Genomic DNA, 25,818 nt, shown 5'->3' on the forward strand with positions numbered 1-25,818 from the left:
GACAAAGGGAATGGCGATTGATATTTTTGAAAAGCTAGAACAGCTGATTCAATACGGGATCAATAAAGAGCTAATATCACCACTGGATATGGATTATACAAGGAACCGGCTACTAGAGGTGCTTGGTCTCGACGATGCTGAGGCAAGAACAGTCTCAGGAGACAGTGACCTTGAAGACATCTTAATGCCGATGCTCGATTGGGCAGTTGAAACAGGCCTTATTCCTGACGGGACAGATACGTATCGTGATTTATTAGATGCCAAAATCATGGGTTGCTTGGTGGCGCCTCCGAGTGTCATCTATGCAAAGTTTGAAGAGAAACGCAAGCATTGCGGACCAAAGGCAGCGACAAGCTGGTTTTATGAAATGCAGCAGCATGCCCACTATATTCATACTGGCAGAATCGCCAAAAATGTGCAGTGGTTTACACCGACAGAAGATGGTGAGCTTGAGATCACGATTAATCTATCGAAACCGGAAAAGGACCCAAAAGCGATCGCTGAAGCCAAAAAGCTTAGTCAAAAGCAATATCCTCTTTGTCTCCTTTGTAAAGAAAACGTTGGGTTTGGGGGACGCATCAATCACCCAGCAAGACAGAATCACCGGATTATTCCGGTGACACTTACAAATGAGTCGTGGTTTATGCAATTCTCGCCGTATGTGTATTACAACGAACATTGTATTGTGTTCAAGGGCGAGCATGAACCAATGCAGATATCTAAAAAGACCTTCGAGCGTCTGCTTTCCTTCATATTTATATATCCGCACTATTTCATAGGATCAAATGCTGATCTTCCCATTGTTGGAGGCAGCATATTAAGTCATGACCACTTTCAAGGTGGTGCTCATGAATTTCCGATGGCGAAAGCAAAGATGGAAGAAGTGTTTTCTCTCGAAAAGTTTCCGAGGGTGAAGGCGGGTATTGTGAAATGGCCGATGTCAGTGATCAGGCTTCAAAGCAGCGACCAGCAGACGCTTGTGGAGGCAGCTGATTTTATATTACATGAGTGGAAAATGTATTCAGATCCAGAAGCGGGGCTGTTCTCTCATACAGGAGAGACCCCGCACAATACCATTACACCAATTGCACGCCGTCATGGGGATGAGTACGAATTAGATCTCGTGCTACGAAATAACCGTACAGACAAGCAGCACCCCGATGGAATCTTCCACCCGCACAAAGAAGTTCATCATATTAAAAAAGAGAATATCGGATTAATTGAGGTCATGGGTCTCGCCGTCCTTCCTGGAAGATTAGCAGCGGAATTAAGCCAGCTAAAAGCGGCGCTGCTATCCAAAAAACCTCTTGAAGAAATCAAAGCCTGCCCGTCTATCATGAAGCACGAGTCATGGGCAGAGCGTCTGATCGAAGAGAATACCTTTACGAAGGACAACGTAGAAGCCATTTTACAAAAAGAAATCGGCCTCATTTTTTCTCGTATACTTGCGCAGGCAGGTGTGTTTAAAAGAACAGAGCAAGGGAAAACAGCATTTAAACGTTTCATTCAAACACTCCATACAGGCAGGTGATGAGTTGATGATTGAACAGGTAAGAACTTTAATGGAAGAAAAACAACTCGATGGTGTTCTCATTCAAAAGCGTAATAACTTTTCTTGGCTTACAGGAGGAAGAAGAAACCACATTGTGTTAAACACGCCAGAGGGCGTTTGTCAGCTACTTGTGTTGAAAGACGATATTGTCCTAGTTGTGAATCAAATGGAAGAAAAACGAATCATTGAAGAAGAAATGGCGTATTTTGACCATCCCTTTCAAGTCGTCACAATGGATTGGTTTGAGGATGAGACTCCTTACATTCAAACACTCATAAAAGACAAACGAATCGGTGCGGACATTCACATGGAAGGAGTGGAATGGATCGAACCTGATTTGTCTCGTGTTCGATCGATCCTTTCAGCGCCACAGCTCAGCCAATACGAAACCCTTTGTCATGACACAGCTGTTATTGTAGAAAGTGTCTGTCAAGAAATCGTTCCAGGACAGACGGAGCATGAAATTGCTTCGCTTGTTGCTCAAAGAGCGATCGGGCAGGGGATGACGATAGAAGTGCTGCTTGTGGCGACAGATGACCGGATTCATCAATATCGCCACCCGATCCCAACAGAAAAAGCACTTCAAAAGCATGCACTGGTTGTCCTTTGTGCTGAACGGCATGGGCTTGTGGCAAATGTCACAAGATCCGTTTACTTTGGACAGCTACCAAAGGAGCTTGAAGAAAGCAAGGAAAGGCTTGCGCGAATTGACACGGTCATGAATGCGGCTACTCGTCCAGGGAACACCATTGGAGATGTATTGAAGGCCGGCATTGCTCAATATGAAAAAGAAGGATTTCCTGATAGCTGGAAAAAGCTTCACCAAGGTGGCAAGACTGGATTTGTGTCTAGAGAGATCATTGCAGTTCCTACATCGGTGGAAGAGATCCAGTTTCATCAAGTATTCACTTGGAATCCTTCCTTACCAGGATTGAAATCAGAAGATACGATGGTCGTTGAGAAAGAAGGAAATCGCTTTTTAACCTATACAGGCAAGTGGACGTATATAGACGTAGAACATGAAGGAAGCATCTATAGACGACCAGACATTTTGGTGAGAGACGAATAATGAGAAGCCGGCGATGAGCCGGTTTTTTGCTGGAAGTCTTTAGTGAGTTTCCACTCATTTATCACCATTACCAATCATTACAGCGCATAGGGGGAGGATCGATACTTTCTTTTCTTGTCGACTTGCGTTAAAATGAGTAAGGTTTTTGTTAAATATGGGGATACCTATTTTAGAATTGTTTACCTAGATAAAATTTCATAAAGTTAAATTGAAATTTGACCAAACTTTTTTATTGTGGTAAACCTAAATTTGACAAAGTTCTTGATTGTTTGTCCTTTGCCTTCAACTCTCAACTTTTCAAATTCCTAGAAATTTATTGTGTGTGCAATAATATAAATTTATGGCGAATTTATGACATTTCAATAGAAATCTGTTGAAAAATAAATGAACTTTTGAAAAAAGGGGAGCTAACTCCAACAGATTTTGATAGCATTACAAAGGGAAGAAAAGTTTTCGAAGGCAGATGGCTTTTCACAATTATTCAGCAATTTATACATTATTTAAGGAAGGATGGTGATCTTCTTGTTCAGAGCCATTAAACCTATGCTTTTATTAGCGATGCTCGTGAGTGTTTTTGTATTAGGAGGTTGCAGCAATATCGCTGTTTTAGATCCTAAAGGACCAGTCGCAGCACAACAAAAAGACTTAATCCTTTTATCTATTGGATTCATGCTCTTTATCGTTGGTGCGGTATTTGTACTGTTTACCATCATTTTGGTTAAATACCGTGAGCGTAAGGACGTTGGAAACGCCTCTTATAACCCAGAACTACACGGGAATACGCTTCTAGAAGTTGTCTGGACAGTGATCCCAATATTAATCGTTGCTGCCCTTTCAGTTCCAACTGTAAAAACCATTTACTCTTTGGAAGAGGCGCCTCAAGCAACAAGTCATAAAGATCCACTTGTCGTTTATGCTACAGCAGTTGATTGGAAATGGATCTTCAGCTATCCAGAGGAAAATATTGAAACAGTGAACTACTTAAACATTCCAAAAGATCAGCCGGTTTTATTCAAAATCACTTCCGCTGATACAATGGCATCTCTATGGATTCCTCAGCTAGGCGGGGAGAAGTATGCGATGGCTGGAATGGAAATGGAACAATATCTTCAAGCTGATGAAGTAGGCACATATGAAGGAAGAAACGCCAACTTCACAGGAGAAGGCTTTGCTCAGCAAAAATTCAAAGTCAATGCGATGACGCAGTCTGACTATGATAAATGGGTAAATAAAACGAAAAAAGAAGCACCAAAGTTAACGAAGAAAACGTATGACTACTTGATGCTTCCTGATGCTGCAGATGTGCAGACATTCTCATCAACACATTTATCTTTTGCGAAGCACGGAGAGGATTCTGAATATGCACTCCAAGCACGCAAACGTTTAGGTTACCAATCAGTTTCTCCGCATTCCAAGACAGATCCTTTCGAGAATGTGAAGAACTATAAAAGAAAACTAGAAAACGAATAAACTGACTAAGGAAAGGAGGAGGCCGTTATGCATTTAAAATGGGATGAGTTTTTTGTAACTGGAGACCCATTAATTCTTGGTGCGCAAATTTCTATCGCTCTTACTTCCATTGCCATTGTGTTTGTTTTAACCTACTTCAAAAAGTGGAAATGGCTCTGGAAAGAATGGCTGACATCAGTTGATCATAAAAAGCTTGGAATCATGTATATCCTTGCTGCTGTGATTATGTTCTTCCGCGGTGGGGTAGACGGACTGATGATGCGCGCGCAGCTGGCGCTTCCTAATAATACGTTTTTAGATTCAAACCACTATAATGAAATTTTCACAACGCATGGTACGATCATGATTTTATTCATGGCGATGCCATTCTTAATTGGTTTAATCAACGTCGTGGTTCCTCTTCAAATTGGTGCACGTGACGTTGCATTCCCGTATTTGAACAACTTGAGCTTCTGGACATTTATGGTCGGAGCAATGCTGTTCAACATTTCCTTCGTTATTGGAGGATCACCAAGTGCAGGCTGGACGAGTTACATGCCGCTCGCCGGAAATGATTTCTCACCAGGACCTGGACAGAACTACTACTTGCTCGGGCTCCAAATTGCAGGTATTGGTACACTAATGACAGGTATTAACTTCATGGTGACCATCTTAAAAATGCGTACCAAAGGTATGACGCTTATGCGTATGCCGATGTTTACATGGACAACATTGATCACGTCTGTCATTATCGTTTTCGCATTCCCTGTTTTAACAGTTGCTTTAGCACTTATGACATTCGATCGTTTATTCGGTTCAGCATTCTTTACACTCGAAGCGGGCGGAATGCCAATGCTTTGGGCGAACCTTTTCTGGATTTGGGGACATCCTGAGGTATATATCGTTATCCTGCCGGCTTTCGGTATTTTCTCAGAAATCTTTGCGACGTTCTCAAGAAAGCAGTTGTTTGGTTACAAAGCGATGGTTGTATCGATTGTGGCAATCTCTGTTCTTAGTTTCCTTGTGTGGGTTCACCACTTCTTTACAATGGGGAACAGTGCAGCGGTTAACTCATTCTTCTCAATCACAACAATGGCGATTTCTGTACCAACAGGTGTGAAAATCTTTAACTGGCTCTTTACAATGTATCGAGGCCGTATCAGTTTTACATCCCCAATGCTTTGGGCACTTGGTTTCATCCCGAACTTCGTAATCGGTGGTGTGACTGGGGTTATGCTTGCGATGGCAGCTGCGGATTACCAGTACCATAACACGTACTTCTTAGTATCCCACTTCCACTATGTATTAATCGCAGGTACTGTATTTGCTTGTTTTGCAGGTCTTGTTTTCTGGTATCCGAAAATGTTTGGTTACAAGTTAAACGAACGAATCGGCAAATGGTTCTTCTGGGTATTCATGATCGGATTTAACATCTGTTTCTTCCCGCAGTACTTCTTAGGACTGCAAGGAATGCCAAGACGTATTTATACGTATGGACCAGAAGATGGCTGGACTGCACTAAACTTTATTTCAACAATTGGTGCATTCATGATGGGTATCGGATTTATCATCCTTTGCTATAACATTTACTACAGCTGGAGACATGCGAAACGTGAAGTGTCTGGAGACAGCTGGGGAGAAGGACGTACGCTTGACTGGGCGACATCTTCTGCAATTCCGCCGCATTATAACTTTGCAGCACTTCCAGAAGTGACGTCACCAGATGCATTCCATCATTGGAAGCAAAACAATGTAGACGTTCATCCTGAAAAAGAATTCAAGAAAATTCACATGCCGCACAATTCAGGCAGACCGCTTATCATGTCTGCATTCTTCGGACTTGGTGCATTCGGTCTTGTATTTGAATGGTACTGGATTGGCGTTATCGGCTTAATCGGTGTATTCGCAACAATGATTTTACGTTCATTTGAATATGACGATGGCTACTATATTCCTGTTGAAGAAGTGATTGAAACAGAGAAAAAGAATAAGGAGGCGCAGAAGTAATGGGACATAATGATAGCAGCTATGCAAATGCACCGCTTGAATATCAGTCTGAAACAGGACGTTTAAACATCCTTGGTTTCTGGATATTCCTTGGCGCGGAAATCGTGTTATTCTCAACACTTTTTGCGACCTACTTTGTTCTTCATGGCAGAACAGCTGGCGGCGTTTTGCCAGCTGAGCTATTTGATATGAAGCTTGTATTGATCATGACATTCCTGCTATTGGTGAGTTCATTTACATGCGGGATTGCCGTTCATGAAATGCGCCGTGGAAGTACAAAAGGGGTTGTCATTTGGACGATTCTGACACTGCTTCTAGGTGCAGGCTTCGTTGGTTTTGAGATTTTCGAATTCTTCCATTATGTACATGAGGGTGCGAGCATCCATACAAGTGCATACTGGTCTGCATTCTTTGTTCTTTTAGGAACTCACGGATTACACGTATCCATTGGTATCTTCTGGATTACGGGCGTCTTGTTCCAAATTAAAAAACGTGGATTAACACCACAAACAGCAGCGAAGATCTTTATCTCAAGTCTATACTGGCATTTCCTTGATGTTGTATGGATTTTCATCTTCACAGCTGTGTACTTGATCGGATTAGGGGGGCTTTTGTGATATGGCTGGAAAAACACATTCCTCAGCAGAGCACGAACACTTCCCTTGGAAACACGTAGTCGGCTTCATTCTCTCCATTGTGCTAACCATCTTAGCATTCTGGATTGCTATCGGAGCTGAAATTGGCAGTTCCGCAAAACTATGGATTATCTTTGGTTTTGCCTTCATTCAAGCATTCTTGCAGCTGTTCATGTTCATGCACATGACAGAGAGTGAGAACGGGACTGTTCAAGTCGGAAATACTTTGTTTGGTCTGTTCTGTGCGATCATTTTCGTCATCGGGTCTGTTTGGATCTTCGCGGCTCACTACAGCCATGGAGAGAACAGCAAAGACGGTTATTCACCATCTGCGCCAAAGCAGTCTGAGCATTCAGAGAAATAATAAAAAACCACTCATCTTTCATAGATGAGTGGTTTTTATGCTGATTGTGATAACGCTTCCAATTGATGATGCAATATCTATCTGCTACTGAATCTTTTGCGAATGAATGGAAGTCCATAGATGAGGAAAGCTGCAATATGAGCCAGAATCACGTTAATGGCAAAGAATGCGATCATGAAGGTATGTCCTGCTGGAGATAAACTGCTTGTCATGTAAAGACCGAAGAAAATCCACATAATCATGATGGGTGGAATAGATGCTAATGCAATCTTTCTGTTTTCTAACCATAAAAACAGGGGTGTAGCTGTTGCAATACATAGGTACGCAAAGAACATATCCATCGTATCCAACTCCTTTGTAAGTTGATGTTCAATTCAAATGAGAGGTCAGGATGCAATTGTGTCTGTTTTTAGGAGATATTGTGAACATTTTGTTACAAATATTATACCACAATTGACTTTGAAGTAAACTCAATAATTGGAAAATGGGCCTTATTCCGCAGAAATTGTTTTTTTCTTATACCTCAGTTAAGCTTATGCTGGCAAGATGTGCACCTTTCATATCGCCACATAAGTCATTGAATTTTCCCCTTAAAATCTGTAAAATAATCTTTTTAAAGGACTTATGATCGGTTGTCATGATAGAGTGGAAAGGAATTTTTTCCTATTGTTAGGATGAAAAGTATTTCATTTTTTGAAAATAGAATGGAACCTTTCAGGTGTCACTTCCGTCATATTTAAGGTGAGTTGCTTTTGTGAAAATTTCAATCTAATATAAATAAGGGCTTTTATGTTTTGTAAGGGTGGTTAGTTCATGAACAAGCAGAATACATCTCCTTACTATCAGGGAGATTTGATTTTTATATTTTTAGCCTTCTTTGCCATCAGTGTCATCGCTATTTATGCTGCGGGACAGTTTGAACAATATGGTAGTGGTGCATGGTCAAGGCAAATCATTTATTATCTCATTGGAGCAATTTGCATTGTAGCCATTAATTATTTTGACCTTGAACAGCTTGAAAAATTGAGTATATACATCTTTCTAGGTGGGATACTTCTTCTAATTATTTTAAAGTTGAGTCCAGCTCAGATTGCAGGTAAAGACTTTGCTCCTATAAAAAATGGAGCTAAAAGTTGGTTTATACTTCCAGGAATTGGAACGCTTCAGCCTTCAGAGTTTATGAAAATTGGTTTAATTATGATGCTCGCGTCTGTCATCGGGAAGTCTACACCTAGGGGGAAACGAACATTAGAAGATGATATTTTCCTACTATTAAAAATTGTCGGGGTGGCTGCTGTGCCGGTTGGACTCATCTTTATGCAAGATGCAGGTACGGCTGCGGTATGTATGTTTATTGTTGTTGTTATGGTCTTTTTGTCAGGAATCAACTGGAAATTGATCTCTCTCATCGGTTCAGTGGTTGTGCTCTTAGTTGCCGCTGTGTTAGCGGTGATTATTCTATTCCCTGATTTCGCACAAAAGATCGGGATTCAGCAGTATCAGATCAATCGGATTACCGCTTGGCTGCCTGATAGTTCTTCGACAGCCAACCAAGCCCAGACACAGGATGCATCTGGATCTGATAAATATCAAGTCGAGCAAGCCATTATGGCAATTGGGGCAGGACAAATTTTCGGGAACGGTGTTAAAAACTTAAAAGTGTATGTTCCAGAAGCACAGACAGATATGATTTTCTCTATCATAGGGGAAGCCTTTGGTTTTGTCGGCTGCGCATTTGTTGTGATCATGTTCTTCTTCCTGATTTACAGGCTTGTTGTGTTGATTGACCGTATCCATCCTTATAGCCGGTTTGCGTCATTTTTCTGTGTAGGATATACAGCATTGATTGTCATCCATACATTCCAGAACATTGGCATGAACATAGGCGTCATGCCTGTAACGGGGATACCACTCTTATTCATCAGCTTCGGGGGAAGCTCTGTTTTATCAGTTCTGATTGGATTTGGTATCGCCTATAATGCAAGTGTTCAGTTAACGAAGTATCAAAGTTATTTATTTAAATAAAACGGGTAAAGGGCAGTCTAAGCGTAGGCTGCCTTTTTGGCGTGAGTTCTAACTTTTGAAAAGCAATATTCATTTGACTTATGATAGTAGGAGTGAAGGAGGTCTTCGAATTGAATAAAACGATAGAAACCATCTTAAATCATCGGTCCATCCGTTCGTTTACAGATGAGCGTCTGACAGAGGAAGAAGTGCTGACACTTATCAAAAGTGCCCAGGCTGCTTCGACATCAAGCTATGTACAGGCGTATAGTATCATTGGTGTAACAGATCAGGAGAAGAAGGCGAAGCTTGCTGAACTGGCTGGAAATCAGCCATACGTTGAGAAGAATGGGCATTTTTTTGTTTTCTGTGCAGACTTGAAACGCCATGACTATATCGCAAAAAAAGCAGGAAAAAACCATCAAGAAGCGCTTGAGAATACTGAAGCCTTTCTTATCAGTGTGATTGATGCGGCGCTCGCAGCGCAAAATGTCAGTGTCGCCGCAGAATCTATGGGACTTGGCATCTGCTATATCGGCGGACTTCGTAATCAGCTGAAGGAAGTATCAGAATTACTTGAAACGCCTTCCTATGTGCTGCCGCTATTCGGTCTGGCCATAGGACATCCTGCCAATCCATCATCTCAAAAGGAACGGCTGCCCGTTGAGCTGATCTACCATGAAAACACATATCAGCAAGACGAAGCTCATGTGGATCGTTATTTAAAAGAATACGATGATCGTATTTCATCATATTATGAAGAACGAACAAACGGTGAGAGAAAAGATACATGGTCTGAGCAAATGCTTCGAGGCTTTAGCCAGCCAAAACGTGCTTTCCTCGGAGATTTTGTGAAAGAGAAGGGCTTTAATCGAAAATAAATCAGGAAATCCCCCTTTCGAGTGAGAGAGGGGGATTTCTGTAAGAGGTGCGACATCATGAAATTAAGTATACTGGATCAATCTCCTTTGATTGGAGATGCGACGCCTGCTGAGGCAATGAAGCAAACCGTCGAGCTGGCGAAGCAGGCAGAGAAATGGGGTTATCATCGTTTTTGGGTATCAGAGCATCACTTTTCAAACCGGCTCGCAGGATCGAGTCCAGAGGTGCTTCTCGGTCATTTATCTGCTGTGACGTCACATATCCGTATTGGTTCAGGCGGCGTCATGCTGCCCCACTACAGTGCCTATAAAGTAGCAGAGAACTTCAGAGTGCTCGAAGCCTTGGCTCCGGGCAGAATTGATCTTGGCATTGGACGTGCTCCTGGAGGTATGCCGATCTCCTCCATTGCCCTTCATCATGGAGAACGGAAGCGACTTGGTGATCAATACCCTGAGCAGATAGAAGAATTAAGGGTGTATTTACATGATTTAGCCGATGAATTTTATCCGCTGCCTCACCTGACCGCTTCTCCGAAGGTAGATACTGCCCCAGAGGTATGGATGCTAGGTTCCTCTGGAGGAAGTGCACGTCTTGCCGCAAAAGCAGGTGCAGGCTATACGTTTGCTCTTTTCATTAATGGAGAAGGCGGAGAAGACTCTGTGTCGCAGTATATCAACCGATTTGAACCTTCAGAATTTGGTGCTGAGCCGCGTGTCAGTCTTGCGGTCTTCGTTTTATGTGCAGAAACAGAGGAACAGGCAGAAAAATTGGCTGTTAGCTTAGATTTATCATTATTAGCTAACGAACAAGGACAGAACCTTGGCAGCTTTCCTTCATTTGAACAGGCAAAGGCCTATTCCTACAGTCCATATGAACAAAAACGAGTAGCAGCCAATCGACAGAGAATGGTTGTTGGCACGCCATCCTCTGTGAAGCAGCAGCTGACAGCACTCGCAAAGGCGTATCGTACAGATGAAGTGATCGCTGTGACCATCACACATCACATACAAGACCGTCTCACATCGTATCGTTTATTAAAAGAAGCTTTTGATGCATAACGTATGTCATTTTACAATTTGCGCAGCCAATAAAAGGGATAGAGGAGCATCATGGTGAGAATAAAGGCAGCTGTCACCGCCAAGCTAAGCGGATAAATGCAGGTGGTATAGACAGTCAGTTCACATGCTTGATGAAAAGGACGAGGCTGTTTTGCATGTAAAAAGGTAAAAAAATAAACCAAGGTGATCGTGAGAAAAAAAGTCGTCATAAAAGAAACGATCCATAGCCATATCAACATGAATTTCTCTTTCCTCCAGACATGATAGAAAAGCCTTGTTGAGCTGATGGGCTCATACAAGGCTTTTTATGTGATTCTTGTTTATTCAGGATAAATATCGAATGGTTCTTTCGTTTGAACCGTATCTGATTTACCTTTCAGGCTCGCATACGCAAGCATTGTATACTCACCTGCTTCTAACTTCTGTCCTTTATTGATCGTGCCATTCCATTTCACACGATGCTCTCCTTTATCAACATGTTGATAAACTCCTGCTTCACCTAAATACTCTCCATCTGTCGAGTAGACGAGGAATGCAAGGTTCTCAGCACCGCCTGGGAGATAGCTGCTAATAACATAGCTTCCAGCACGGTTATCCGGCTCTACAGAAACCGAAGTGACGCGCGGGTAATCAGGCTCTTTTACAATCAATAAAGTAGGGATTTCAGTGACCTTTCTGCCATTTTCGCGAATGGTGATACTGCCTTGGTACGTTCCTTTTTTCGTTTTCCCATAATTCACTTGTACTGCGGAAGTAAAGGACCCTGTGGAATTCCCTTTCACTGTGATTTTTTTCGTGCCGTTTGTGCTAATGCCGTTGCCATCGAACTTATAATCAATGGTATAGGTTTTCGGTGCTTTTGACAGGTTTTCTACCTTGAACTTTTTCGTTTTGATTTGAACGCCCTTTTCTTTTAAGAAAGTGCCGTACGAATAGCTTGCATCAGACACAATAGAAGACGCTTGAAGTGATTCGATGATTCGAACGCTGCCTGCGCCCTGCGTATTGTGAGGGAACGGGTTACCATTTGGGTCATACAACGTTTCTGCTGTATTCATCATTAACGCTTTAATTTGTTCTGTAGAATAGGATGGTTTTGCTTGTTTAATAATCGCTGCTACTCCGGCTACATGAGGAGATGCCATGCTTGTTCCTTGCTTCGATCCATAGCCGTATGGCTGAGAAGGATCGTGTGTCGGAATGGTGCTGACAATACTCACGCCAGGTGCTGAAAGATCTGGTTTGATCATCCACGTATCGACAACAGGTCCACGAGATGAGAAGTCAGCGACTTGTTCACTTAACTCTTTTACAAATTGAATCGAGAAAGTCGTTGTATTGTTACCAGCCTCAATGGCTTTAACAAGCGCTGTTCCTTCCGCTTTTGACAGCTTAATCGTCGGAAGGGCTAGACCTGGTACATCCACAGGGATTTCTCCATCGGTATTGTTGTACATGACAACGCCGATCGCACCAGCAGCCTTTGCATTGTCCACTTTATCAACAAAGGCAATGGCTCCACGTTCAATCACTGCCACCTTTCCTTTGACATCGATGTTTTCAAAAGCTTTTTCGTCACCGATGCCTGCTTGGACGAGTGTGACTTGTTTTTGGTCAAGTGCTTTTAAATCATTTTCTTGATAGTAGCCCATCACTTTTGCTGTTGAATAGTTCGGGAATTTCACGTTGTATAAACTGTACGGAAGCTGAGTGGCTCCGACAGAAATAGCATCTCTTGATGTCCCAGGAGATCCAACGGTCCAGCTGTTCGGCCCGCTGTTTCCATTTGATGTCACAGCGACAACCCCTTCAGACATGGCCCAATCCAGTGCGATGCTTGTTGCATAATCAGGGTTATTCACACTGTTTCCAAGAGAAAGGTTCATGACATCGGCTCCGTCAGTGACAGCCCGATCGATGCCTGCAAGAACATTTTCAGTTGTTCCTGATCCGCCTGGTCCAAGGACACGATAGGCGAGAAGGGTAGCATCTTTTGCGACACCTTTAATTTGTCCATTTGCCGCAATTGTTCCTGCGACATGTGTACCATGATCTGTCGATTCGCCTCTAGGATCTCCTTTTGGTGTTTCTTGTGGAGAATAGTCATTATCAACAAAGTCATAGCCTTTGTATAATCCGAAGTTTCCTTTTAAATCAGGGTGGGTATAGTCTACTCCAGTATCAATGACAGCGACTTTTACCCCTTTTCCAGAGTAGCCGGCATCCCATGCTTTTGGGGCACCGATAAATGGAGCACTTTTATCCATGAGTGGAGAGACATCCTCATTAGGAAGCTGGACGCTTTCCTTTTTCACTTCATCTGTTTGATATGTAACATCCGGATAAACGGCTTTTACTCCGTCAACTGCGAGCAGTTTCGGGATTTCGTTTGCAGGAAGTTTCATAGAGAAACCAGAGAAGACTTTTTCATATTCTTGACGAACACTCGCTTTATCTAACTTTTTGAGTGCTGCATTCTTTACTTTCGTTCGAGATTTTTTGAGGGAGGCTTTTGTTTGTGCTTCGCCTTCTTGCTTGGCTTCAACTAAGGATTTTTCCTTTAATTCAACAATGACAGTGGTGTGTTTTCTAGACTTAACATTGATTTCGCCGAAGATTTCTGCTTTTTCCAGTTCCACCTGTTTGTTCGATGGAGCGGCAGCAGCCTGACCTGAAAAGAATGTGGATAAGGTAAAAATAGTGGAGAACAATAGAACAGAAGAACGAGAGATTACTTTTTTCAATTAATTTTCCCCTTTCTAGCTGTGTATTTAGGGAGATAGCCTTTCTTTTTGTGGATAAATAGGAAAGATTCACTGCCCGTTATTAAGTATTCCATACGATGAAACCAATTCCTTTACTGAAATGGTCTTATTTTACATAGTCATAAAGAACTATTTTGTTCATAAAGTCACACTTATGCACAATAATCTGTTGATAACTCGATTATTCAGATATATATATGGAAAATAAAAAAATCTCATACACAAAATCTAGTAAGAGGGTGTTGATATGTGGATAAACCCTGTTGATAAGATGTGCTTATCTTTGGGATAGTGTGTGTATAAAATTTTCATAGAAACATTGTGGAACATGATCATCTTCTGCACTTTTCAACAAAACTTCTGAAAACTAGTTCGTTTTTTCACCCAGATTGTGACAAACCTCTCTTTTTTCTCGGGATATGATAGGAACAGTTAATTTGCTAGAACTGCTAGATTCTAAGGAAATCGGAGGGATGTTCAGTGAAGAAATGGAAGAACTGGTTGAGTGTATGGTTTGGTTTTGTGATGAATGTGCTTGTGAATCCTGGTGAGCTGCTGAAGAAGCAAGGGGTGAAAGTGACAGCAGTGGATGGAGGATTCTTTCTTGCGGTGAATGAGAGAAAGCTAGAGAAACTGGCAGATGAAAAGAAGAAGAAGTGCAGGACAGAAAAGCCGTTTCAAGAAAGTCTGATGATGCGTTATGAAAAGACAACGAGAGAGGCGCGTGCCGGTCCGTTCTTATCTTTACAGAAAAGTTGAAACAGGGTAAAATCCCACATAAGACACGTTATCTGTGGGAGAGGATGCCCCTTGAAGATATATAAAATATTGAATAACAATGCAGTGGTTGTAAAGGAGGGTGATCAGGAGAAAATTGTGATGGGGCCCGGAATTGCTTTTCAGAAGGGGAAAAATGACGTCGTTCCCGTTCAAAAAATAGAGAAGATTTTTGTTGTGCGTGAAGAAAATGAGAAATTCAAACAAATTCTTGCGACATTGCCAGAAGCGCATATTGAGGTGGCAGAGCATATTATTAGTTATGCAGAGGGTGAACTCATGATGCCGCTCAGTGATCATATCCACATTTCACTGACAGATCATTTATCCTTTGCCATTGAACGCGTTCAAAAAGGCATTGTCTTATATAATAAATTGCTTGGTGAGATCAAAGTCTTATATAAGCAGGAATATGATATTGGAAAGTATGCCATTCGTTATGTAAAGGAGCGGCTTGGGGTTGACCTGCCGGACGATGAGGCAGGGTATGTGGCACTTCATATTCATACGGCCAAAATGAATACGGAGTCCATGAAGAAGACGGTCAAATACACAACGATGATCAAAGAAATGATCGAGCATGTCGAAAGCGTTTTTGAGCGCTCGATTGATGAGGATAGTATTTCATATCAGCGGCTTGTGACACATTTGAGGTATGCATTAGGCAGGTTGGAAGCGAATGAAGCATTTCAAATCATGGACGATGACATGCTGACTTTTATCCAAACAAAGTATGATTCGGCTTACCGGTGTGCACTTGGACTGGCTGATTTGCTGAAAAAAGAATATGGACTTCATCTCCCTGAATCGGAGATCGGCTACATCACGCTGCATGTCCAGCGTCTGCAGGATGCCGAATTGTCGTAAAGGTTGTGCCTGTCCGCAGGCTTTTTTTTATGCACACTACTCTAATTAGTGTATATGGGTCATTTGATTCGAAAAAATAGGTTGACGCAGGTCACGCTCTTATACTATGATGAAAGCGTAATCAAAAACCAATATCGTGGGATTGTGACTGTCAGGCAGGCAAGACCTAAAATTTGCGTAACGAGGGGACGTGTATGTCCTTTAATCGTTAGTGAATTTTAGGTCTTTTTTGTTTTAAAAAAAGGGGGAGACAACATGGATTATCAAAAAACAGCCAAAGAATTAACAACATTATTAGGCGGCAAAGAAAATGTCATTAGCGCAACACATTGTGCCACACGACTCCGATTGGTGATGAAAGATGAGGCGTTGATTGACAAAGATGCCATTGAAGAACTTGAGGGTGTGAAGGGTGCCTTCTCAAGCTCGGGTCAATTCCAGATCATATTTGGAACAGGTTCTGTCAACAAAGTATATGAGCCTTTTGCTCGTGAGGCGGGTCTTGAGGCAGACGACGAGAATCAAAAACCTGCCAGCCATGATGAAGCCGTGAAGCAAAAAATGAATCCACTTGCACGTTTTGCTAAGACGCTATCGAATATTTTTGTACCAATCATTCCAGCGATTGTAGCAAGCGGTTTATTAATGGGCCTATTAGGTATGATGAAAGCCTTCAAATGGGCTGATCCAAGCTCTGCCATCTTCCAAATGCTAGATATGTTCTCAAGTGCTGCCTTTATCATTTTACCGATTTTAATTGGGGTTAGTGCAGCCAAAGAGTTTGGTGGAAATCCATATTTAGGAGCTGTCATTGGGGGCATTATGATTCACCCGAGCTTGCTGAATCCATGGGGACTGACAGACGCAAAACCAGAATATATGCATCTATTCAACTTTGATATTGCGCTTCTTGGTTACCAAGGAACGGTCATTCCCGTGTTATTGACTGTGTATATCATGTGCGTGATTGAAAAGAATTTAAGAAAAGTTGTGCCGAACAGTATTGATTTACTTGTGACACCGTTTGTGACGGTGATTGTGACTGGATTTGTGACGTTTATAGCTGTAGGACCGCTAGGGAGAATGCTCGGTACAGGAATCTCAAATGCACTCACTTATGTTTATGACCATGCAGGATTCTTAGCCGGACTGATTTTTGGAGGCGCTTATTCTTTAATTGTACTGACAGGTGTTCATCACAGCTTCCATGCGATTGAGGCAGGACTTCTAAATGATATTGGACGGAATTATTTGCTGCCGATCTGGGCCATGTCAAACGTCGCTCAAGGCGGAGCTGGGCTAGCGGTCTTTTTCTTAGCAAAGCGTGCAAAAACGAAAGAAATTGCATTACCAGCAGCATTTTCTGCTTTCTTAGGTATTACAGAGCCGGTCATATTCGGTGTGAATCTTCGTTATCGTAAGCCATTTATTGCTGCAATGATCGGAGGTGCATTAGGCGGGGCGTTTGTCGTCTTCACGAAGGTAGCCGCCAACGCTTATGGTTTAACAGGGATTCCGATGATTGCAATTGCAGCTCCATTTGGTTTACAAAATGTGGTAAATTATGTTATTGGTATGTTAATAGCTGTTGCTGTTTCATTTATTCTTACCATCATCTTTAAAATCAAAGAAGTCGAAAAATAATCAAGGAGTGGTCACAGTGATGACAACAACGGACGCAGCACTTCGTCAAAAGGTAACAGATCGTATTCGAAACTATGAGCATTTGGTGAAAAAAGATGTGTACCGTCAGAACTTCCATTTAATGCCGCCAGTCGGTCTTTTAAATGACCCGAATGGATTGATTCAGTGGAAGGGAGTCTACCATGTGTTTTATCAATGGCAGCCATTTAAAACAGGACATGGGGCAAAATTTTGGGGTCACTACACATCAACCGATCTAGTGAATTGGCAGCATGAAGAGGCTGCTCTCACGCCAAGTGATTGGTTTGATCAAAATGGCTGTTATTCTGGCAGTGCAGTCATTGACGATGGTCGTATGTACGTGATGTATACCGGAAATGTCCGTGACGAGCAAGGGAATCGTGAGACATATCAATGTTTAGCTGTGTCAGAGGATGGGGTTCATTTTGAGAAAAAAGGTGTCGTGGCGACTTTGCCAGCGGGATTCACTGCACATTTTCGTGACCCGAAGGTGTGGAAGCGGAATGGAAAGTGGTACATGGTCCTTGGAGCACAAAGTGAAGATCTCAAAGGACATCTTGTCTTATTTACATCTGATACATTAGACAATTGGACGTTTCAAGGCATTATTGCAGGCAGTGGAAAGAATGGATTAGATCATTTCGGATACATGTGGGAATGTCCAGATCTATTTGAATTAGACGGTCAGGATGTATTGATCGTGTCACCACAGGGGCTGAAGCCTGATGGATTCAAATACAACAATACACATCAATCTGGTTATTTTGTTGGTACATTGGATGATCGTACCTACCAATATACGCATGGAGCGTTTGAGGAGCTGGATCGTGGCTTTGACTTTTATGCACAGCAGACTTTCCAAGATGAATCGGGCAGACGCATTTTAATGGGATGGATGGGTGTACCAGATCAAGGGGAAGAGCATCACCCAACTGTCTCTTATCAATGGATCCATTGTTTGACGATTCCGAGAGAGCTTCGTTTAGATGATGAAGGGCATCTTATTCAACAGCCGGTAAGTGAACTTCGATCTATGCGGACAAATGAGCAGGAGCATGTTTTTCACGTTAAACGATCTGTTCACTCCATTCCTGTTGAAGATTTGACGAGCGCAGAGGTATTCATTGATCAAATTGAAACACAAAAAGGATTTGAATGCTGTATCCGTGCTGCTGCTCGTATCATTTATGATAAAGATGAAGGCAAACTAACGTTAGAGCGAGATCGATTTGAAGATCGAACAAAGGAAGTTCGTGAAGTAGAAATTGATGAATTACAGGATTTGCATATCTTTATTGATGCATCATCGATTGAGATTTTTGTCAACGGAGGCCGGGAAGTATTTACTGCACGTTACTTTCCTTCCCCGGGAAATAAATCAATCTCCATCAGTGGTAGAAATGAAACGAAGCTTAAATTGAAGACGTGGCATTTGCAAAAAGAAGCAGATCATTGATCTGCTTTTTCTAGTGAGATCAGCCTGTATCTTAAAGCCTATATCATGTATATACAAGGTTGGCCTGAAGCGGTTTGATGACGTTTTACATATATGATAACAGGTTCGATTATGGTATCATTTTAAAATATATACAGCTGAGGCTGACGTTTATCCAAATGCGGTAGGACAAAAAGGGGTTGTTTACTTTGAATTCAAAACAGCAGCCGACGACTAGAAAACGCTTGGAGACAATGGCAGATCATGTTGAAGATAAACGTGAAGAATATAAAGAATTGCTGATTCAAGTCCAATCTATTCTCGGTGAACCTTCTCTAGAGCAGGAAGAATTAAAAGAGAAGCTGTCAGATACGTATAAACAAATGAAAGAATATGCCTTATTTGTTGAATCCATTGAAGCCTTTATTCGAAAAATGGCGAAAGAATCTGATCAGCAAAAGTAGGTGAAAAATTATGGTGAAAGAGTGTACCTGGGTGCGGGTATGCTTTTTTTATTTAAAGATTATCTATGTCAGTTTTATTCTAAATCTTAATGTATGAAGATAAATAGAAATTTGTAGATAGAATATTTAATGTATATGAGTTATAAAAGTGCAAGAAACATTACAATGCGGAAGGATAACCATTCTTCTCAAAACAGAGAACTGATATCCATATTTTATTTAATATATGAGTAGATAGTAAAAATAATCCTAAGGTTGTCTTAGGATTATTTTTTGAGATTCTTTTATGTATTTCTTGAACCCACTTTCAATCCAGTAAAGTGAGATCAATTATTGTATTTTGTATCTTATTGAATTGTGGAATTTATTTTTATGGCTTTAATAATAGTTTTTGATCTCCGTATATAACATCTCTTCTAGTTTTTTTTCCTCTAGTATACTAAGGACTGTTACAGCTTTTTCAGTATACTCTTCAGGTGAAGCCATGTTTAAGTTTTTTAGACATATCCCTTTACGACCATAGCAGATGGCCATCTCCCTGTATGCACCATGTCTTTTACAGAGAGGGATTGCTTCTTCTAATACAAATAATGCCGACTTAAATTTATTGTATTTTATTAAAAGAAGCGAAAAATTAACTCGAATATTAATTTCAATTTTATAAGCATCTTGAAAATTCTTATATTTATTAAGTCTTTTCAATGTATTCTTTGCTATATGTATAGCCGTTTCTATAGGAAATATAAAAAGTATAGAGTTTATCAGTCTAATATCAATCAGGTACCAATTTTCATGCTTAGAAAGACGTTCCCAAACAGTATCTACGTGATTGCGTGCTTGTTCAATACTACCCGTTTCATGGAGCACTATTAAAGCTGTACAAATACATTGAATATCACTGACCAATTGGTCCTCCGAATCTGATAGCAACCTTTCAGATTCTGTTATCAATTTTCTTAATTTGTTTGGATGATTGAAAGTCGTACGAAAAAAATCGTTAATAAACTTTTGCCTTCGAGTATATTGAAAATCGTTCATAATATAGTGAAACTCATCTAAAGAAACGTCTACTTTTTCCAGTAAAGCCATAAAAGATGACGCAAGTATGTCGATTCGATGTAGTTCAAACTTTGAATAAGCACTTTGTGATAGTAAACCACTAGAAACATAATGCTGAGTATATCCTTTGTTCTTTCTAATTGATCGCATAGTCTGTCCTATATTGTTAAGCAATTTTAATGTCCCCTTTCAGTCTTATTTGACTAAAATGTTATGAATGGTTTACACCATAATATAATAAATCCTGGAAATTGAAAAAAGCGTAGAGAACTATTTATAAACAGCATTACAAATATAGAGGAGGGTTGACTAAATGATAATTTGGGCTTTAATCACTACAATAGTATCTTTTATTTTAATTTTTAATTTTTGGAATGAAGATAGAAAAACATCATATGTATTCATAATGGCGACAATTTTTCTTATTTTCCTTGACCTTGGTTTAATATTTATTTGAGTATTAAAATTGTGTTTATTTTGCGGGTTGAAATAAGAATATTTGTCGTGATGATGATTTCTCGCCTAATATTAATAACTGCTACGAGATGAAATCAGGAGAAGTTCGACTTAAAGAGTACCAAAAATTGTCGCTTTATGTGAACTCTATGTTCCACGGAAGATGTGGAAAGGTATCTTTGGAAAAGATAGTATCAAAACGAATTAAGATTGATTAAATCAAATGAATGGAACATTCGGAGTTTATAAAAATAGGAGAATCCAGGAAATATCTAAGTGGAAGAACTCTTATAATGACTGAGTGGAAGGCTTGTAATACTGATATAAGTTGAACCCCCAAAATTTACTTATTACATATAGAATGCAACAAATATAAAAAGGGAGTTCAACTGTTTATGAATTGTGCAATATTAAAGGAATGACTAGTTTACACATCAATACGCTCTGTAAGTTTTATAAATTACTTTGAAATTTATTTATACATATGGTTTATTGCGCTGCTTCTGTATCCTTTGAGTTTTCCACTTATTTGTCCAAACGATGTGCGGAATGTTTCGTTGGTCCGATGTATTCGTTTAGTTGGAAAGAGCCTTTAATGGCAGCTGTGATGAATTCTTTTGCTGCATAAATGGCTTCTTTCACGTCTGAGCCGTTGGCTAGTTCAGCTGTGACTGCGGCTGAGAATGTGCAGCCTGCGCCGTGTGTGTATTCTGTGTCGATCTTATCTGTTTCAAGGCGTTCGAAGGTTTGTCCATCATAAAGCAAGTCAATCGCTTTATCTGGGCTTAGCTTACCGCCGCCAGTGATGACCACATATTTTGCACCAAGTTCATGGATGCGTTTTGCGGCTTCTTCCATTTGTTCCATCGTTTTGATTTCGCCAATGCCGCTTAATTGACCTGCTTCGAAAAGGTTAGGTGTGATCACTGTTGCCAGTGGTGTGAGCTTTTCGCGCAATGCTTCAGCGTGCTCTGGGTAAAGGACTTCGTTCGCACCTTTACATACCATAACAGGATCAATGACGACATTTTTCAGCTCATATGTTTTGATCGTTTCAGCTGCGAGTTCAATGACGTCAACTGTTGGCAGCATACCTGTTTTTAACGCATCTACACCGATGCCTTCCACGATCGTCGAGAGCTGCGCGCGGATTGTTGATGTATCGATTGGAAACACTTGATGATCCCAGTTGTTATGAGGATCCATTGCAACGACAACGGTTAAAGCTGTCATCCCGTAGACGTTTTTTTCTTGAAACGTTTTTAAATCTGCTTGGATACCTGCACCGCCGCTTGAATCCGAACCTGCGATGGTGAGTGCTTTATTCATAGACATAGTTGCTGAACCTCCAATGTGATGTGTAACAGTTACTGTTCTATCCCTTATTATAATCAGCTTTTCCATTTATCACAATGAAACGGCATAAAAAAGCGTTCCACTCTTCATGGAACGCCTCATTCTTTATCTTTTACAAATCACCAATTTCCCTTTTTTCAGCTCCTCTAAAAGCGTTAAGGCTAATTCTTGATCGGCGCCGGTCGACATGATTTTGGCCATCAGTTCATCATCCCTGGTGCGAATGACATTGGCGATCTGATCTAAAATCCCTTGATCGACAGCTGTCATGCTCTTTGCTTCCGTGTACTCAGTAACGGTATCAGAGCGTTCGGGGTCATACGCAAACACAAACACATCGTCCTTTGTGGATTGTATCTGTTCGATCGTCTGTTTGGCTTCTTTACTATTCTCAACTGTGAAAAATTCCATCATCATCACTCCTTTTCATCAAAAATTCCCATTTTCTCGATCAATCAAACCGCCTTTTATATCATGAGAAGAAAGCCGATTTATGTTTTAATGAAAAAGACGAATCTATTAAAGGAGTTAGGCCGATATGAAGATTTCTTTACTAATTGTGACACATAACCGGCTGAGCGCATTGTGTGAACTGCTTGAATCCATCTCGAGACAAAGCGTACAGCCTTTTGAAATTGTGGTCGTAAATGATGCAGGAGAGCGAGTGGACGTGATTCAGGAACTCTATCCAGAGCTGCCAATTCGCTTGATTCATTTAGATGAGAATGTCCAGCATGTGAACGCAAGAAATGTTGGCGTGCGTGAGCTGACAGGTGACGTCATTATGCTGAGTGATGACGATGATTATTTTACACCTTGTCATATTGAACGTATGAGCAAGGCGCTGGAAGACGCTGATTTTGTCTTTTCGGATGCGGAAATTGTTTCGTTTGAAGAACGAGGTGCGACTCGTTTTCCAGTATCAAGACGTTTGTTTGCTTATACAGCGGACATTGAGGACATGCGTGTTTTTTCTACATATGTTCCTTCTGGCAGTATGTACAAACGCCGCATACATGATGAGATCGGCTATTTTGATCCAGCGATGCATCACTACTGGGACTGGGACTTTTTCCTGCGTGTTACGCAGCATGCACGAGCCAAACGAGTGCCAGCTGCCAGTGTGATCTATGCGTTCTTTGATGGTGGGGGCAATCAGTCGAGTGATCTTGGTGAAACAAGGAAGAACTATTTAGATGACCTGAGTGAAAAGCATGGGCTCGGTGATTTGCCAACAGCGAATTTTGCTGTCCTATTAGAAGAACCAGCGATGAAAAATCGAGAATCAGAGAGTGAGATTGTATGGGATGGAAAACCGATGATCTCAAGATTGGCACAGCAGACAGAAGGAGGACAACCGCAATGAAGCCATTTTTAAATGATAGCTGGTGGGCTGTGATGAAAAGTGAATTTGAACAGCCATATTATCAGGAATTACGTGAGTGGGTAAAGGAAGAATATCGTACGCAGATCGTGTTTCCAAAGCCAGATGACATTTATCGTGCCCTCCATTTGACGTCGTATGAAGATGTGAAGGTCGTGATTTTGGGACAAGACCCTTATCATGGCCCAGGACAGGCACACGGATTAAGCTTTTCTGTTCAGCCTGGTGTCAAGCATCCGCCATCTTTGAGAAATATTTTTCAGGAGCTAAAGGATGACCTCGGCTGTCCGGTCCCTAACCATGGCTCGCTTGTCAGCTGGGCAGAGCAGGGTGTCTTGCTGTTAAACACTGTGCTCACTGTAAGAAAAGGAGAAGCGAACTCGCATAAAGGAAAAGGCTGGGAACGTGTGACAGACCGCGTCATCGACGTCCTGAATGACCGAGATCAGCCAGTCGTTTTTGTGCTTTGGGGCAGACATGCGCAAAATAAAAAAGAACGTATTGATCAAAGCAAGCATTACATCATTGAATCACCCCATCCAAGTCCTTTTTCTGCAAGAAACGGCTTTTTTGGCAGCCGTCCGTTCTCAAAAGTAAACGCCTATTTAAAGCAAATGGGGATCGATGAAATCAACTGGTGTATCAAGGACATCGAATCAAAATAGGACGAGGGGAAATCCCTTCGTCCTGTTTATTTTAAAAATTTACGGACAATGTCGAGTCCGTTTTTCGCATTTGGATAGCGGAAAGAAAAATCAAAGCGATTGGTCTGGCGTAGGACGCTTTTTTCATGGGTAAAGGTGAAAAAGCTTTCTTTTCCATGATATCGTCCGATACCGCTTTCGCCAACGCCACCAAATGGTAAGTATGGAGTGGCGACATGCATCAGCGTATCATTAATGCAGCCCCCGCCAAATGAGAGGTTGTCTAGAATATAAGCTTCTGTTTCATTATTTGTTGTAAATAAGTAAAGAGCGAGGGGCTTCGGTCTTGCCTTAATCATGTCAGCTGCCTCTTGAAGAGAGTCAAATGTGATGACAGGCAAAATAGGTCCGAAAATTTCCTCCTGCATCACAGGATCTTCCCATGTAATATGATCTAGAATGGTCGGTGCGATTTTGTGCTCTTGTTCATTGCGCTGTCCGCCTGTCACAATCGTGCCATTTGAGAGAAATTGTGAAAGTCGATCAAAATGACGCTGGCTGACATTTTTTCCGAAATGCGGATTTGTTTCAGGTTGGTCCCCGTAAAAGTCACGGATACAGGTCGTCATTTCACGCAATAGGTCCTCTTTGATCGATTCATGAACAAGTAAATAGTCTGGTGCAATACATGTTTGACCAGCATTTGTGAATTTACCAAAGGTGATTCGTTTCGCAGCGAGTTTGATGTCTGCATCAGGCATGACAATGCATGGACTTTTTCCGCCGAGCTCAAGTGTGACAGGTGTGAGATGTTTTGCGGCCGCTTCCATGACGACTTTGCCGACGGCTACACTCCCAGTAAAGAAAATATAATCAAAAGGCAGTTTCAGAAGCTCTGTGCTGACATCCACACCGCCTTCAACGACCGCTGCAAGATCTTCTTGAAACACGCTTTCCACAATCGTGCCAATCACGTTTGAGACGTGCGGCGTTAATTCTGACGGTTTTAAAGTAACGGCATTTCCCGCAGAAATGGCTCCAACTAATGGCGAAAGGGCCAATTGGAAAGGATAGTTCCAAGGGGCAATAATTAGAACGCTTCCGTACGGTTCCTTAATGATCATACTTTTTGATCCGATATGGGTCAGAGGTGTTTTCGCGCGAGATGGTTTGGCCCATTTGTGAAGATGTTTGACGGTATGATTGATCTCTTCATATACCATGCCAATTTCTGTTGTATAGGCTTCCTGTTCGGATTTATGTAAATCATGGGCTAAGGCTTGTAATATGTCCTTTTCATGATGTTTAATGGCTTTTTTTAAATCGTTAAGAAGACGGATTCGATCTTGAACCGCTGGTGTTTGCACGTTTTTTTGTTTGTGAATGAGTTCAGTGAGTTTGCTCATCTTTCAGTCCTTTCAAAGACGATATTGTTTCTTTTTTATTATGTGTGAATCATGGGGAAGGGTCAAATAAGAGGAACAGAAGCACACAGCTTTGAAAAAATGAGCCCATTCGGTTTGTTCATTTGGTAAAATAATGTTGGAAAACGAATTTTTTAGATTGGAGGGTCTACCCTTGAATATTCATATATCAAGTCTGCTTCAAAAAATGGAGGAAGCCATTCAAAAAGCAAAACAAAGTGGAAATGATGAAGAGGTGAAACGTCAAGCGGCGGTCATTTCTTCACTATGTGATGTCATTCTCGACACATCATCACAGGTGCAAATGCCGCAGTCTTCGGTTATTTCACCACCTCCATCTATACAGACACCATCTGCACCGGCTGTGTCTACGGATCAAGCCATGCTAGAGAAATTGATGGGCATTAGCGGTGCAAAGAAATTTCAGCATAAAGAAGAGGGTCAACAAGAGAAAGATGGCAACGGTGACTCTATTTTTGATTTTTAATGGTCTTGTCACGAC

General features: G+C 41.4%; 24 protein-coding genes. 17 read left to right on the forward strand and 7 right to left on the reverse strand.

Translation table 11 applies throughout. The features are described 5' to 3' along the window. Nucleotides 1–10 precede the first annotated feature (10 nt). The 6 genes from galT (at nucleotide 11) to qoxD (ending at nucleotide 7,076) form a co-directional block, all read left to right on the forward strand. Complete coding sequence (gene galT, locus ACTJKA_RS00420; protein WP_322536089.1) at nucleotides 11–1,531, forward strand: UDP-glucose--hexose-1-phosphate uridylyltransferase; 1,521 nt, start codon at nucleotides 11–13, stop codon at nucleotides 1,529–1,531. Nucleotides 1,532–1,538: 7 nt separating this feature from the next. After that, complete coding sequence (locus tag ACTJKA_RS00425; protein ID WP_322536088.1) at nucleotides 1,539–2,621, forward strand: M24 family metallopeptidase; 1,083 nt, start codon at nucleotides 1,539–1,541, stop codon at nucleotides 2,619–2,621. A gap of 513 nt (nucleotides 2,622–3,134) precedes the next feature. Beyond that, nucleotides 3,135–4,091 carry a cytochrome aa3 quinol oxidase subunit II gene (gene qoxA / locus ACTJKA_RS00430; protein ID WP_089374137.1) on the forward strand — a complete coding sequence of 319 codons (957 nt, stop codon included), beginning with the start codon at nucleotides 3,135–3,137 and terminating at the stop codon, nucleotides 4,089–4,091. A 27-nt stretch (nucleotides 4,092–4,118) separates the two neighbouring features. Continuing rightward, nucleotides 4,119–6,077 carry a cytochrome aa3 quinol oxidase subunit I gene (qoxB, locus tag ACTJKA_RS00435; protein ID WP_008345496.1) on the forward strand — a complete coding sequence of 653 codons (1,959 nt, stop codon included), beginning with the start codon at nucleotides 4,119–4,121 and terminating at the stop codon, nucleotides 6,075–6,077. Beyond that, the gene (gene qoxC / locus ACTJKA_RS00440) at nucleotides 6,077–6,694 is read left to right on the forward strand and encodes a cytochrome aa3 quinol oxidase subunit III (RefSeq protein ID WP_007497820.1); all 618 of its coding nucleotides are present in this window, start codon (nucleotides 6,077–6,079) and stop codon (nucleotides 6,692–6,694) included. The genes qoxB and qoxC overlap by 1 nt, the downstream gene beginning before the upstream one ends. A gap of 1 nt (nucleotide 6,695) precedes the next feature. Further along, the gene (gene qoxD / locus ACTJKA_RS00445; RefSeq protein WP_007497818.1) at nucleotides 6,696–7,076 is read left to right on the forward strand and encodes a cytochrome aa3 quinol oxidase subunit IV; all 381 of its coding nucleotides are present in this window, start codon (nucleotides 6,696–6,698) and stop codon (nucleotides 7,074–7,076) included. 77 nt (nucleotides 7,077–7,153) lie between these two features. Here qoxD and ACTJKA_RS00450 read toward each other — a convergent pair whose 3' ends face one another. Beyond that, nucleotides 7,154–7,417: a spore morphogenesis/germination protein YwcE gene (locus ACTJKA_RS00450; protein ID WP_008345491.1), complete on the reverse strand. Its 264-nt coding sequence runs from the start codon at nucleotides 7,415–7,417 to the stop codon at nucleotides 7,154–7,156. Nucleotides 7,418–7,889: 472 nt separating this feature from the next. Here ACTJKA_RS00450 and ACTJKA_RS00455 point away from each other — a divergent pair, with 472 nt between their 5' ends. The 3 genes from ACTJKA_RS00455 (at nucleotide 7,890) to ACTJKA_RS00465 (ending at nucleotide 11,020) form a co-directional block, all read left to right on the forward strand. Continuing rightward, nucleotides 7,890–9,101, forward strand: a complete 1,212-nt coding sequence (locus tag ACTJKA_RS00455; RefSeq protein ID WP_017368284.1) for an FtsW/RodA/SpoVE family cell cycle protein — start codon at nucleotides 7,890–7,892, stop codon at nucleotides 9,099–9,101. A gap of 110 nt (nucleotides 9,102–9,211) precedes the next feature. Further along, nucleotides 9,212–9,961 carry an oxygen-insensitive NADPH nitroreductase gene (gene nfsA / locus ACTJKA_RS00460; RefSeq protein ID WP_017368283.1) on the forward strand — a complete coding sequence of 250 codons (750 nt, stop codon included), beginning with the start codon at nucleotides 9,212–9,214 and terminating at the stop codon, nucleotides 9,959–9,961. 54 nt (nucleotides 9,962–10,015) lie between these two features. Next, entirely contained in the window at nucleotides 10,016–11,020 is a 1,005-nt protein-coding gene (locus ACTJKA_RS00465; RefSeq protein WP_322536449.1) for an LLM class flavin-dependent oxidoreductase, read from the forward strand. Between the two features lie 11 nt (nucleotides 11,021–11,031). Here ACTJKA_RS00465 and ACTJKA_RS00470 read toward each other — a convergent pair whose 3' ends face one another. Beyond that, the gene (locus ACTJKA_RS00470; RefSeq protein WP_268358312.1) at nucleotides 11,032–11,259 is read right to left on the reverse strand and encodes a hypothetical protein; all 228 of its coding nucleotides are present in this window, start codon (nucleotides 11,257–11,259) and stop codon (nucleotides 11,032–11,034) included. Nucleotides 11,260–11,340: 81 nt separating this feature from the next. Beyond that, the gene (locus ACTJKA_RS00475) at nucleotides 11,341–13,764 is read right to left on the reverse strand and encodes a S8 family peptidase (protein WP_048002997.1); all 2,424 of its coding nucleotides are present in this window, start codon (nucleotides 13,762–13,764) and stop codon (nucleotides 11,341–11,343) included. Nucleotides 13,765–14,265: 501 nt separating this feature from the next. Between ACTJKA_RS00475 and ACTJKA_RS00480 the strand changes: the two genes are divergently transcribed. The 5 genes from ACTJKA_RS00480 to ACTJKA_RS00500 all read left to right on the forward strand — a co-directional run bounded on the left by ACTJKA_RS00480 (nucleotide 14,266) and on the right by ACTJKA_RS00500 (nucleotide 18,993). Next, the gene (locus ACTJKA_RS00480; protein ID WP_144716440.1) at nucleotides 14,266–14,544 is read left to right on the forward strand and encodes a hypothetical protein; all 279 of its coding nucleotides are present in this window, start codon (nucleotides 14,266–14,268) and stop codon (nucleotides 14,542–14,544) included. Between the two features lie 51 nt (nucleotides 14,545–14,595). After that, nucleotides 14,596–15,429, forward strand: coding sequence for a PRD domain-containing protein (locus ACTJKA_RS00485; protein WP_056704118.1), 834 nt, complete (start codon nucleotides 14,596–14,598; stop codon nucleotides 15,427–15,429). A gap of 255 nt (nucleotides 15,430–15,684) precedes the next feature. After that, nucleotides 15,685–17,073 (forward strand): sucrose-specific PTS transporter subunit IIBC, encoded by a 1,389-nt coding sequence (locus ACTJKA_RS00490; RefSeq protein ID WP_035702471.1) that lies wholly within the window; start codon nucleotides 15,685–15,687, stop codon nucleotides 17,071–17,073. Nucleotides 17,074–17,092: 19 nt separating this feature from the next. Next, nucleotides 17,093–18,550 carry a sucrose-6-phosphate hydrolase gene (locus ACTJKA_RS00495; protein ID WP_268358317.1) on the forward strand — a complete coding sequence of 486 codons (1,458 nt, stop codon included), beginning with the start codon at nucleotides 17,093–17,095 and terminating at the stop codon, nucleotides 18,548–18,550. Nucleotides 18,551–18,738: 188 nt separating this feature from the next. Continuing rightward, the gene (locus tag ACTJKA_RS00500; RefSeq protein ID WP_008359596.1) at nucleotides 18,739–18,993 is read left to right on the forward strand and encodes a hypothetical protein; all 255 of its coding nucleotides are present in this window, start codon (nucleotides 18,739–18,741) and stop codon (nucleotides 18,991–18,993) included. A 378-nt stretch (nucleotides 18,994–19,371) separates the two neighbouring features. On the opposite strand, the gene ACTJKA_RS00505 is transcribed toward ACTJKA_RS00500, so the two are convergent. The 3 genes from ACTJKA_RS00505 to ACTJKA_RS00515 all read right to left on the reverse strand — a co-directional run bounded on the left by ACTJKA_RS00505 (nucleotide 19,372) and on the right by ACTJKA_RS00515 (nucleotide 22,275). Next, nucleotides 19,372–20,226, reverse strand: coding sequence for a hypothetical protein (locus tag ACTJKA_RS00505; RefSeq protein ID WP_440607582.1), 855 nt, complete (start codon nucleotides 20,224–20,226; stop codon nucleotides 19,372–19,374). An 807-nt stretch (nucleotides 20,227–21,033) separates the two neighbouring features. Further along, nucleotides 21,034–21,843, reverse strand: a complete 810-nt coding sequence (locus ACTJKA_RS00510) for a bifunctional hydroxymethylpyrimidine kinase/phosphomethylpyrimidine kinase (protein ID WP_008343648.1) — start codon at nucleotides 21,841–21,843, stop codon at nucleotides 21,034–21,036. A 126-nt stretch (nucleotides 21,844–21,969) separates the two neighbouring features. Beyond that, a complete protein-coding gene (locus ACTJKA_RS00515; RefSeq protein ID WP_025208177.1) occupies nucleotides 21,970–22,275 on the reverse strand; it encodes a general stress protein in 306 nt (101 codons plus the stop codon). Between the two features lie 127 nt (nucleotides 22,276–22,402). Here ACTJKA_RS00515 and ACTJKA_RS00520 point away from each other — a divergent pair, with 127 nt between their 5' ends. Beyond that, nucleotides 22,403–23,230 (forward strand): glycosyltransferase family 2 protein, encoded by an 828-nt coding sequence (locus ACTJKA_RS00520; RefSeq protein WP_035702458.1) that lies wholly within the window; start codon nucleotides 22,403–22,405, stop codon nucleotides 23,228–23,230. Further along, nucleotides 23,227–23,913, forward strand: a complete 687-nt coding sequence (locus ACTJKA_RS00525) for a uracil-DNA glycosylase (protein ID WP_017360124.1) — start codon at nucleotides 23,227–23,229, stop codon at nucleotides 23,911–23,913. The genes ACTJKA_RS00520 and ACTJKA_RS00525 overlap by 4 nt, the downstream gene beginning before the upstream one ends. A 26-nt stretch (nucleotides 23,914–23,939) precedes the next feature. On the opposite strand, the gene ACTJKA_RS00530 is transcribed toward ACTJKA_RS00525, so the two are convergent. Further along, nucleotides 23,940–25,298 (reverse strand): aldehyde dehydrogenase, encoded by a 1,359-nt coding sequence (locus ACTJKA_RS00530; protein ID WP_074041781.1) that lies wholly within the window; start codon nucleotides 25,296–25,298, stop codon nucleotides 23,940–23,942. A gap of 172 nt (nucleotides 25,299–25,470) precedes the next feature. On the opposite strand from ACTJKA_RS00530, the gene ACTJKA_RS00535 reads away from it, so the two are divergent. Then, complete coding sequence (locus ACTJKA_RS00535; protein WP_268358323.1) at nucleotides 25,471–25,803, forward strand: YwdI family protein; 333 nt, start codon at nucleotides 25,471–25,473, stop codon at nucleotides 25,801–25,803. Nucleotides 25,804–25,818 lie beyond the last annotated feature (15 nt).

The sequence above is a fragment of the Bacillus sp. 22190 genome (assembly GCF_052045575.1).
GTDB classification, from domain to species: domain Bacteria; phylum Bacillota; class Bacilli; order Bacillales; family Bacillaceae; genus Bacillus; species Bacillus altitudinis.

What these genes read in the sequence shown, in the direction of transcription:
- ACTJKA_RS00525 (WP_017360124.1), top strand. Translation starts at nt 23,227, where the DNA reads ATGAAGCCATTTTTAAATGATAGCTGGTGGGCTGTGATGAAAAGTGAA.
- ACTJKA_RS00450 (WP_008345491.1), bottom strand. Translation starts at nt 7,417, where the DNA reads ATGGATATGTTCTTTGCGTACCTATGTATTGCAACAGCTACACCCCTG.
- qoxC (WP_007497820.1), top strand. Translation starts at nt 6,077, where the DNA reads ATGGGACATAATGATAGCAGCTATGCAAATGCACCGCTTGAATATCAG.
- ACTJKA_RS00425 (WP_322536088.1), top strand. Translation starts at nt 1,539, where the DNA reads ATGATTGAACAGGTAAGAACTTTAATGGAAGAAAAACAACTCGATGGT.
- qoxD (WP_007497818.1), top strand. Translation starts at nt 6,696, where the DNA reads ATGGCTGGAAAAACACATTCCTCAGCAGAGCACGAACACTTCCCTTGG.
- ACTJKA_RS00495 (WP_268358317.1), top strand. Translation starts at nt 17,093, where the DNA reads ATGACAACAACGGACGCAGCACTTCGTCAAAAGGTAACAGATCGTATT.
- ACTJKA_RS00515 (WP_025208177.1), bottom strand. Translation starts at nt 22,275, where the DNA reads ATGGAATTTTTCACAGTTGAGAATAGTAAAGAAGCCAAACAGACGATC.
- ACTJKA_RS00510 (WP_008343648.1), bottom strand. Translation starts at nt 21,843, where the DNA reads ATGTCTATGAATAAAGCACTCACCATCGCAGGTTCGGATTCAAGCGGC.
- ACTJKA_RS00455 (WP_017368284.1), top strand. Translation starts at nt 7,890, where the DNA reads ATGAACAAGCAGAATACATCTCCTTACTATCAGGGAGATTTGATTTTT.
- ACTJKA_RS00530 (WP_074041781.1), bottom strand. Translation starts at nt 25,298, where the DNA reads ATGAGCAAACTCACTGAACTCATTCACAAACAAAAAAACGTGCAAACA.
- galT (WP_322536089.1), top strand. Translation starts at nt 11, where the DNA reads ATGGCGATTGATATTTTTGAAAAGCTAGAACAGCTGATTCAATACGGG.
- ACTJKA_RS00490 (WP_035702471.1), top strand. Translation starts at nt 15,685, where the DNA reads ATGGATTATCAAAAAACAGCCAAAGAATTAACAACATTATTAGGCGGC.
- ACTJKA_RS00520 (WP_035702458.1), top strand. Translation starts at nt 22,403, where the DNA reads ATGAAGATTTCTTTACTAATTGTGACACATAACCGGCTGAGCGCATTG.
- qoxB (WP_008345496.1), top strand. Translation starts at nt 4,119, where the DNA reads ATGCATTTAAAATGGGATGAGTTTTTTGTAACTGGAGACCCATTAATT.
- ACTJKA_RS00470 (WP_268358312.1), bottom strand. Translation starts at nt 11,259, where the DNA reads ATGTTGATATGGCTATGGATCGTTTCTTTTATGACGACTTTTTTTCTC.